Raw genomic sequence first — 9,237 nt, 5'->3', positions numbered from 1 at the left:
AGTCCAAGCACACCTGCTCGAACTCCTCGACATCGACGAAACCCGACCCCGCTGGCTGGAAACCTAAAACCCCATGTGCGAAGTCTGGGCCTAGAGCGGCGCGAGCAGGTCCACCCCGTTGCCGTCCGGGTCGTGCACCACGGCGTACCGCTGCCCCCAGAAGGCGTCCCACGGCTTCAGCTCCCCGTGGTACCCGGCGCCGGTCAACTCCCCGTACAGCGCGTCCACTTGCGCGGGACTACCGCAACGGAACGCCAGCGCGCTCCGCGTGCCCCCGCTCGGCGGCTGCCAGGCGGGATGGAACGACCGGATGGTCTCCTCGGCGTCGAGCACCAGCATCGGCCCACCTGGCAACTGGCACTCCACGTGCGCCTCCCCGTCGACCCCCTCGGGAAACTCCACCCCCAACCGCCGGTAGAAGGCGACCGACGCGGCCACGTCCGAAACGGCCAGCCCGACGAAGGAGAACCGCGGTGCAGAAGTACTGTTCATGCCCGCCACGCTAGCCAGCGCCGCGATGCCTGGTCTTGAACGAATCGGACACCTTCGCCCGGGCAGTCGCCCCCATCACCCGAAACGCCGAAACGCCGATACGCCGAAGGCCCGGCCCGCACGACGCGGTCCGGGCCCTCGGGATGTGAGCTGTTGTCAGCCCTGTGCGCGAACCTCCTGCCACCGCATGGCGATGGTCTCGTTCACCGTGTAGAAGAACTCAGACTTGAACTCGGCGCCGTCGCTGAGTGCCTCCACCCAGGTCATCGGCCAGTTCCGTCGGCCGTAGTGCTTGTGCACGACGCGGGTGAAGGCGGACAGAACTCCGCGCAGGCGCTTCCGATCCACATCGAGCGCCTCGACGAGGGACGTGTAACTCACTCGGCCGCCAGGCTGCTTGGCCAGGATGTCCAGCACGCGGGTGACCACCTGCACGGAATCCAGCTGATCCTCGGTCAGCCTGCGCAGGTCCTGCACGCTCCACTCGACGAACGGCCATTCTCCGTCCTCCAGCGGTCCGGAGACCCCCTCCTTCGATGCCCCCGCTGTCGTCCCGGCGAGCTCCGCGAGGAGCGCGTACACCTGCGTGACGTGCTGGCTCGGCACTGGCACCGAAATGAACTGCTGCTGTTCCTGCGACATGAGATGCCCTCCCTGTGTCTCCACCGTCCGGCGGACGACTGATACTTGCACGCCGCAAGTCTTCGTGTCCAGCTACTCACACGGACTCTCTTAGAGAATTAGTCTCTCTTTCTTCCAGTAGCCGGTGTTTGCGATGTCCGGAGCTATGGCTGGGCGCTGCTGGCAGGGTGGCCGCAGCGCTTCCCTGTTCGGCTGGACAGGACGAAGGCTCCGACCGGTGAACAGGTCGGAGCCTTCGTGAAGTGGAGGAGCTGCGATTCGGGCTCGTGACCGCTAGATCCCCGCCCAGCGGCGGAGGGTGGCGGTGGCCGTCGCGGCGTCGGCGGCGGGCAGTTTGGCGATGCGGGCCGCGTGGGTGCCGCCCGGAACCTGGAACAGGTAGGAGTCCCGGGTGCCCCGGCCCAGCCGGAACGGCTCGGCCACCGACGGGTCGGCGCCGCCGTTGACGAACATCAGCCGGTCGCCGCGGGTGCGGACCCAGCAGTCCACGTCGCGCATCGCCTGCGGCCGGTAGTTCAGCGGGATGTCGCGGGGGACGAAGGTGCGCGGTTCGGTGGCACCGGGGTAGCGGAGCAGGTCGGCCAGGTGGGCCGTCTCGACCGGGAAGTACCCCAGCTGGGTGCCCAGCTGGTAGAAGTACGGGACGAACTGGTTCGCCACCGAGTCGGCGTAGACCGGGAGTTGGGCGATGCCGGAGAGCCAGTCGTACAGCGCGTCGTCGGAGGCGTCCGGAGCGGGCACGGCCGGGCACGCGGCCTGTCCGTGGCCCTGCCAGAACATGAACGGTGTCCGCAGCACGGCGATCTCGAAGGCCTTGTCGGCACTTCCGGTCAGCAGGAAGCCGTCTCCCCGGGAGTCCGCCCACGCCTGGTACCTGGCGACCAGAGCGGTGCGGCGCTCCAGCAGGGCCCGCTGGGCGGCCTGGAGGGCGCCGCGGCATTCGGGGGTGCCGACGGTGCGCAGGAAGTCGAGGTAGGCGGAGTCCTCGCGGTCGTCGGTGTTGTTCGGCGCGGAGTAGGCGACCGAGCCGGCCACGTCCTGCGGGTAGAAGCGGCGGTGGTAGACGGTGGCCATGCCGCCCTTGCTGCCGCCGGTGGAGATCCAGGCCGCCCGGTAGACCTGGTTCAGCGCCTCGACCACGTGGTGGTGGTCGGCCGCGGCCTGCTCGATGTCGAGGTCGGCCCAGTCCGCCGGCTCGGGCCGGGAGGTGCCGAAGAACCTCTGCTCGGTGCTCACCTGGTTGGCGTCCAGCAGTTCGGCGGGTTCCACCCGGCTCTGGGCAGTGGAGACGGTGTAGCCGCTGGTGTACAGCACGGTGGGCCGGTCGGTGCCCCGGTGCAGGAGCGTGAGGCGCTGCTCGAAGCCGCCCTTCTCGGGGTGCCGGTGGTCGGCGGGCTGGTGCAGGGTCAGGACGAAGAAGCGGAACCCGGCCGCGGCCGGCCTCTCCTCCACGACGTGCAGGCCCGGAACCGCCTCGATGGCCGTCCGGATGTCGGCCGGTCCCGCCTCCTGCGCCGCCGCGGCGGGCACCGCGGCCGTGCCGGCCAGCAGCGCCGCCACAGCGATCTGTGCCGCCAGCCGTCCGATTCGCTTGCGCAGCATGGTTGCCTCCCCGGTCGTCGATGCCCCGAGTCAACCGGTTCGGCGAGGACCGCGGATCCCGCCGGGGCGGGGCGCTGCCTCCCTCCCGAGAGGGAGACCGCGACCGTCCGTCGCTCCGCGTTCCTCGTTCCGTGTTCCTCAGGCCGGGTAGCGGATCGAGCCCAGCGGTGGGCAGGGGAGGAGCGTGGTCCCGGCGCCGGGGCGTTCGACGAAAGCGCGGGCCGCGGCGGCCTGCATGCGCCGGGTCTCCAACTCCTCGGCGTGCCAGGCGTCGAGCCGGGCGCGGGGGTAGTCCCACGTGTCGTCGATGAGGCTGAGGCTGGTGTTGCCGGAGCTGCGCTGGAACTCCGCCTTCACCGCGGCCTGTTGGAGTGCGGTCTGGGTCGCGGCGAGATCGACGCGGGTGATCAGGACGCCGGGGGTGTCCGGTTCGCGGGTGGGCAGGGGGGCCTGCGGGAGCAGGGACACCCCGGTGTCGAGGCGGCCGATGTTGTCGACGGCCGCGCTCTGGGACTCCCTCGACATGATCTGGATCTCCTGGTGCATCCAGAAGAACTCGTCGAGGTCCGCCTCGGTGACGCGCATCCGCTGGTACAGGGCCTGGAAGCGGGGGTCGTGGTGCAGCGGACGTATCGGGGCCATGTGGAGCGCCACGCAGTCGTTGTAGCCGGCCGACACCGCGGCGTCGAGGTGGAGGATCGTTTGGTCCGCCTGCCCGCGGGCGAGGGCCAGGCCGGCGAGGCTCGAGTGGGCCGAGGCGACGAGCCACCTGCCGTCGGGCCCGAGCGCCGTGGCACGCCGGACGATGTCGTGGAAGCCCGCGGCGACGTCGACGGCCCGCGGGGCACCGAGGAACGCACCCAGCAGCGAGGAGGCGTCCCGCCCGGGCACCATCCCGGCGGCGCTGTTGGTCAGGTGCGCCACCAGCAGTTCGTGAACGCGGGTGACCAGCGAGTTGACGGTGTCGACCATGGATCTCCTCGGACCTCGGCGGTGAAGAGCGCAGGGGGCGTGAGCCTGTGGCATCCCCCGTGGAGATGACGGCCCGACGGAGTGAGCGGTTCCTGCCCGTCCGCACGGACACCCCCCGCCGCCGAACCCGGCCGGGAGCAGCACGCACCGGTGAGGGCGGATACGACGAAGGCCCCGACCGGCGAACCGGTCGGGGCCTTCGTGAAGGCGGAGGATACGAGATTCGAACTCGTGAGGGGTTGCCCCCAACACGCTTTCCCATTCTCACGAAGGGCGTCCGTCAGGGTTCACACCCGTTCTGACCTGCGGCGGCGCGAACCGCCGGACACCGGTCGAACCGGGCCGGACGGGGGTGAATGAGACCAGAACTGAGACCAGGTGGTGCTCAGTCGCGGTCGGCTGGTGCGTCTTCCACCGTGCCGGTCCACGCCACTGAGGGGGCACGTACGCGAGTGCCGTGCCGGCTGAACGGACTACGTCCAGCAATCCGGCGGTGCGTTGGGTCCACCTCTACGGTGCCGAAGCCCGGCTGCCACAACGGTGCTGGCGCGGTGGACCAGTCGGGTGCCTCAGGGCGTGCGGTACGGAGTGCACCCCTGCCGATGCCGTGATTCTCGCTTCCGCAGACACAGTCGCAAGGGCTGTCGCGTGAGGCGTCTGCGCAGGCGGCCGAGCCACAGATTGGCGGGCCATCGCCGTCTGGGTGATGTGGGCAGAGCCTGGGGGAGCATGGTGTCTGGAGGTACCAATCGAGGCACGCGATCGCGCCGGTCAGTTCGCGGTCTAGGACAGCGAGCATGACAGGTACGACGTCCTCCAGCGTGGTGATGACGCTCCAGTAGGACACCGGGGGCACGCTGCATGAGACCATTTTCTGGTAGCCGGAAGCGAAGGTTCGTCCCACCGCGTGATCGCTTACCGCGCACATGTCCGCACTCAGACCGAGCGGACGGTAGTCGCCGATGACCCATGAGTCGTCGGACAAGTGGGCCCACCGACTGCCAGTGATCTCGCACCAGACCTTGCCGCCGCGGATCTCGCCCCATTCATGGACCATGCCGATGAGAACGGCCGCTGTATCTCGGCCATCGGCGAGCTTCCGCTGTTCGGCGGGTGCCTTCGCGAGGACAGCTCGGAGCAAGTCCTCACCAGGTCGGCTCACGGGCTTCTTGGAACGTGACTCACCACGTGACGGCTTCAAACGGCACCTCTCGCGACGCGGCAGGGGATCGCAGCGATCCTGCTCGCCACATGGCACTTGCAAACCAGCGCTAAGCCAACCTCCCACGGAGGAACGGCCGCTGCATCGGTCAGAGACGGTAAGTTGCTGTATCGGCGTGAACCGCTGGCGACGCCCACTTCGCCAGGCTGACCGAGAGAAGTACGTCCGACATGGCGCTTCAGGAACCGTCGCTTGGACAAGCACGGGAATGGCTGCTCGGGGAACGGCTGGTGGCCGAGCAACTTCAGGTGCCCGTGATTGCGGGGCGCTTGTACCTGCTACCCGACAAGGTCCTTGATGGTGCGGCCGGCTACCGCGAGGACGTTGCGGGACTGCTCAAATCCCTGAGGCGAGACGGGGTCGACATCGAGTTCGCGCTTCCGAGGGGCGCCCGCAGCTACTTGAGTGAGTACAGCGCGGAGAGCGTCGCTGCAACGATCGCGGTAGCTGTGGCCATCGGTGTCTCCAGCGATGCGCTCAAGGCAGCAGCAAGGGCCATTGCGACGACAGCCAGGGCACGAGTGCGATCGTCCCGAGGGCGTGGAGACACCGAGACCGATGCCGACGTCGACGGCGCACTCGTCACAGTGAGGATTGCTGAGCTCGACCTCAGGCAGTCCGGCGTCATCCTGCGAGGAGTCGAGGTCACCGGCCGGACCAGCCAGATCGACCGCCTCATCAACGACGCGCTCGCCAGGCCAGTGTCGGGACCTCGGCCACCCGAACAGAACCAGTCCCTGGAGATCCCTCCCGGAATGAGGCAGGAGTGAGATGAGGATTGCTGGGCGGGCGATCCGCACTGGAGTCGCCCTTCCTCCACCGTCCGGACGAGCTCGTGAGCAGGCCCTATGGCAAGACGGACACGCTGCCCTGAGGGAGTCAACCCGCAGCTACGCCGATGCCTGCCGCGTGCTCTCCGAACTCGTTGGTGCTGACCTCGCTGACATTCCCACCTGGGGGCAGACCACCGCTGATCTGGCATTGCGCGGCGTACGCGAGCCCCAGTCCCAAATACGTCATCTGCGGGCTATTTGGGAGCCAGTGGCCCGAAGACTGAGCAGCCAGGCATGGCGGCGGTCGGCGCAGTCCGCTGCTGGTGTTGTTTGTGGCTACGCGATACGGAGCCCCAGCCCTGAGCCACACCGGTTTGTCACTCACGGCCTCACGCCACCGACTGTCGAAGCGCTCGGTCCCGCCACGAGCGTCTTCTACTGGCAGGACGCTGAGCGGATCGCTCGGGAGGCACTTGCAAGAGCGATCGACGCCTTCAACTTCCTGGAGCGCACTCCTGCGGGCCCCACTGCGCACCGCCACGCGCATGAGGTCGCTGCGTTCGTGGGCGGCCTATTTGGTTGCGACGTGCCTTTTGAGGATGGGGCGTACTGGGAGGTCTGTCCGGTGTCGCTCATGCACTATCGCTGGGGGATGTCGGTTGGCTTTACTGAGGTAGTACGTTGCTGTTCTCTGTGCGGAGAGGACCTCGATGAGTGCCCTCATTTTCTCGACACCGCGTACGAGATTTTGGTCTTGCGTGCGTCAGACGGATCGTGTTCGGCATGTGGAGCCACGGTATGTGGACACGCTGTCGGCCAGACGGTGTGGGTACGTCCGCACCCGGTGATCCGGGACGCGTCACTCCATGAGGTCTCGCTGGTCAATGATCCGCGCGACCCGCTCGCTCGGATTACTCGAATGGAAATCGAACCTGAAGTCCTGCGACGGGTGCTGGGATCCGAACCAGATGGGCGGCCTCTCGCCTGCTACCGATGCATTCATCCCTGCAGCGGATTAGTGACCCCTATGGGGCGAGACTCGCGAGGTGATGGTGATCAAGACCACTGATTGGATGTGGCGCGCGGGCGGCGGGGCCGCGCCGTGGATGGCGCAGCACGCGCTGACCGGTGCTGTCAGGGTTCGGCGTCCTTGGGCGCGCCGGACCCTTCGCCATGCAGCTACTGGTAGCGGCGGTGCTGCTGGTGGGTCGAGCCACGGCGGTGGTGGGTGCAGGGTTGTGCTGGTGGTGGGCTGGCCGCCATCGGCCGTACGGTGCCGGTCAGGTCGGCGTTCTGCCCGGCGTAGTAGATCAGTGTCGCTGGCTATCCCTCGCCACTGCATCCCATGTCCAGAGCTGGATTTGATTGCTAGTCCGCTGGTGATGCAGTCTCTTTCCGGCGCGCATGGCGCGCGCATCACAAAGGAGTGACTGTGGCACTGGAGGACGTAGTCCTTGCTGTTCTCGCTACCGCGCCCGTCTCCGCACTGACGTCCTATCTAGTGGTGGCTGGGCACGAACGGCGCCGCCGCAGTTTCGCTAAGCAGGACGAAAGGGAACGGGCGGCACAGAGCGCTACGGAACTGGCGCTGCAGGAGGAGCAGGCCAGACGCTCTGCGTTCGACGAAGCGGTCAAGGCAGTGGCTTACGCGATCCAGCACGCGCCCACTGTCCTTGGCAGGTACGTTGTCCCGCCCGGCAAGGACCCGGAGCGCTATGCGGCAGAGACAGCCGGGGAGTTCGCAAAGTCTCTGGAGGACCTCAAGCGGAAGCTCATCAACGTGGCGCCCTACTTTCCCACCAAGTGGGACCAGTGGAACGCAAGCGCTTCCTGGTCATCCTTGAAGCTCGAAAAGCTTCTGGATGATCTCCAGCGCCAACGCGACAAGCGGAGATAGGAAGGCGATCGTCCGTACCGCCGCTTAGCTGCGGCCGGCACCCTGCCCACATGGCGGCCGTGGCCCGCTACTGCTCGTAGGCCCAGGCGCGGCCGGTCTGGCGGTACTGCTCGACTGGGACCGGGTCGATGCCGCTCCGCATCCGTGCGGTGTAGAGCAGACCGTTGAGGTGGTCGATCTCGTGGTGGATCAGGCGGGCGAGTCCCCGTTCGTACATGGTGGCCACCAATTGGCCGTCCAGTGTGGTGGTTTCCACGGCGATCCGCAGTGGGCGGGGGACCATGCCGCGGACGTCGAAGAAGGAGAGGCAGCCTTCGTACTGCTCGTCCGTCTCGTCGGCGCGGTCGGTGATGGTCGGGTTGAGCAGGATGATCGCCGGTGCACCGGGTTCTGCTGGTTGGACGATGGCGGCGGCCCGGCCGATCCCGATCTGCGGTGCGGCGATGCCCATGCCTTTGGCGAAGGGGTGGACCTGGCTGATCCGCTCCATGGCGGTGAACAGCTTCTCGATGACCTGCTCGGCGGCGTCGCGCTCGGTGGGCAGGTCGAACGCTCGGGCAGGCTCGGCGAGTACGGGCTCGCCCTCCTGGACGACGCCGAGGTCACGCATCTGCTCGCTGGGCCGCACCTGGATCACCTGAACTCCCCTTGGGTCGTGTCGCGTTCGGGTCGGGCCCGGAACCGCCATTCGAGACGGTACCGGGCGTGGAGGTCCGGCGTGGACGTGCTCCAGGAGAAGACGCGCATGCCGCCCTCCTCGCGCCGGATCGGGGCGGTCCGAAGTGGTGCCGCTTCGGCGGTCATGGAGGTCTCCATGCCCCACACGGCGGGGTCGAGGTCTGTGGGGAAGGCGAGTTCGACTTCGAGGTGTTCGGTGGGCAGGCGGACCGCGCGCTGGAACCAGCGGCCCCACTTCTCCTCGCCGACCGAGTAGGCGTACTCGATCCAGACCTCCTCGCCCGGGTAGAGCGGGAAGCGGCCCTGCTCGTTCTCGAAGAGCAGCCAGACTTCCTTGAACGCGTCGCGGTCGTGCTTGGTCTGCCAGTTCATCGCCTCCCCGCGGCATGTCGCGGTCAGCGCGAGTTCGTCCCAGGTCAGCGGGTGTTCGCGGTAGTGGGCGTTGGAGCGCTCGGGCTCACCGGGGTAGCGGTCGACGCTGATGCGGATCAGGTAGCGGGTGATCGGCTCGCTGCCGGTGTTCCGCAACAGCCGGCGCATCGTCAGTCGGTAGTGGGAGCCGTCGAAGTCCAGGCGGGCGCCGTCGTGGGCCACGATGATCGCTGAGCCCGTCGCGTACGGTTGTTCGGGGCGGCGCGGGGCTGGCGGAGCCGCAGCCGGGGCCGCTCGGTTCTTGGCGGTCTCGTAGTCCAGCCAGCGCTTCCAGACGGCCTTGCCCGCGTTGAGGGTCTCCTCCGAGCGACGCGCGAAGTCCTCGGTCGGCTTGTGCCGGCCGGATTCCACGTGGCTCACGTACGACGGGTCGAAGCCCATCTTGAGGGCGAGCCCCCGCTTGGACAGGCCGCGCACCTCGCGCCAGTACGAGACCTCCGCTGCGAACGCCTCGGCGGCTTGCTCAACGGTCGGGCTGTCGTCGCGCTCGTCCATCAAGGCCCCCGCCCTGGCTGCTGGATGAGATG

8 protein-coding genes are annotated in these 9,237 nt (G+C 67.9%); 2 read left to right on the top strand and 6 right to left on the bottom strand.

All coding sequences use genetic code 11. The annotated features are described in order from the left end of the window. Positions 1 to 90: 90 nt before the first annotated feature. The 4 genes from ACFWP2_RS32440 to ACFWP2_RS32425 form a co-directional block, all read right to left on the bottom strand. Positions 91 to 492 carry a VOC family protein gene (locus tag ACFWP2_RS32440; RefSeq protein WP_380458153.1) on the bottom strand — a complete coding sequence of 134 codons (402 nt, stop codon included), beginning with the start codon at positions 490 to 492 and terminating at the stop codon, positions 91 to 93. A 156-nt stretch (positions 493 to 648) separates the two neighbouring features. Next, entirely contained in the window at positions 649 to 1,134 is a 486-nt protein-coding gene (locus ACFWP2_RS32435) for a hypothetical protein (RefSeq protein ID WP_380458151.1), read from the bottom strand. 273 nt (positions 1,135 to 1,407) lie between these two features. After that, the gene (locus ACFWP2_RS32430; protein ID WP_380458149.1) at positions 1,408 to 2,736 is read right to left on the bottom strand and encodes a S28 family serine protease; all 1,329 of its coding nucleotides are present in this window, start codon (positions 2,734 to 2,736) and stop codon (positions 1,408 to 1,410) included. Between the two features lie 138 nt (positions 2,737 to 2,874). Further along, positions 2,875 to 3,708, bottom strand: coding sequence for a hypothetical protein (locus tag ACFWP2_RS32425; protein ID WP_380458147.1), 834 nt, complete (start codon positions 3,706 to 3,708; stop codon positions 2,875 to 2,877). 1,392 nt (positions 3,709 to 5,100) lie between these two features. On the opposite strand from ACFWP2_RS32425, the gene ACFWP2_RS32420 reads away from it, so the two are divergent. Both ACFWP2_RS32420 and ACFWP2_RS32415 read left to right on the top strand, forming a co-directional pair. Beyond that, positions 5,101 to 5,700 (top strand): hypothetical protein, encoded by a 600-nt coding sequence (locus ACFWP2_RS32420; protein WP_380458145.1) that lies wholly within the window; start codon positions 5,101 to 5,103, stop codon positions 5,698 to 5,700. A gap of 1,435 nt (positions 5,701 to 7,135) precedes the next feature. Next, entirely contained in the window at positions 7,136 to 7,600 is a 465-nt protein-coding gene (locus ACFWP2_RS32415; RefSeq protein ID WP_380458143.1) for a hypothetical protein, read from the top strand. A 67-nt stretch (positions 7,601 to 7,667) separates the two neighbouring features. On the opposite strand, the gene ACFWP2_RS32410 is transcribed toward ACFWP2_RS32415, so the two are convergent. Next, positions 7,668 to 8,237 (bottom strand): peptide deformylase, encoded by a 570-nt coding sequence (locus ACFWP2_RS32410; RefSeq protein WP_380458141.1) that lies wholly within the window; start codon positions 8,235 to 8,237, stop codon positions 7,668 to 7,670. Beyond that, a complete protein-coding gene (locus ACFWP2_RS32405; RefSeq protein WP_380458139.1) occupies positions 8,234 to 9,205 on the bottom strand; it encodes a multiprotein-bridging factor 1 family protein in 972 nt (323 codons plus the stop codon). The genes ACFWP2_RS32410 and ACFWP2_RS32405 overlap by 4 nt, the downstream gene beginning before the upstream one ends. Positions 9,206 to 9,237 lie beyond the last annotated feature (32 nt).

It is taken from the genome of Kitasatospora sp. NPDC058444 (genome assembly GCF_042721415.1).
Taxonomy (GTDB): domain Bacteria; phylum Actinomycetota; class Actinomycetes; order Streptomycetales; family Streptomycetaceae; genus Kitasatospora.
This window is presented reverse-complemented; position numbering and strand designations above follow the sequence as displayed.

Coding starts and splice junctions, on each gene's coding strand:
- ACFWP2_RS32440 (WP_380458153.1), bottom strand. CDS start 492: ATGAACAGTACTTCTGCACCGCGGTTCTCCTTCGTCGGGCTGGCCGTT.
- ACFWP2_RS32435 (WP_380458151.1), bottom strand. CDS start 1,134: ATGTCGCAGGAACAGCAGCAGTTCATTTCGGTGCCAGTGCCGAGCCAG.
- ACFWP2_RS32430 (WP_380458149.1), bottom strand. CDS start 2,736: ATGCTGCGCAAGCGAATCGGACGGCTGGCGGCACAGATCGCTGTGGCG.
- ACFWP2_RS32425 (WP_380458147.1), bottom strand. CDS start 3,708: ATGGTCGACACCGTCAACTCGCTGGTCACCCGCGTTCACGAACTGCTG.
- ACFWP2_RS32420 (WP_380458145.1), top strand. CDS start 5,101: ATGGCGCTTCAGGAACCGTCGCTTGGACAAGCACGGGAATGGCTGCTC.
- ACFWP2_RS32405 (WP_380458139.1), bottom strand. CDS start 9,205: ATGGACGAGCGCGACGACAGCCCGACCGTTGAGCAAGCCGCCGAGGCG.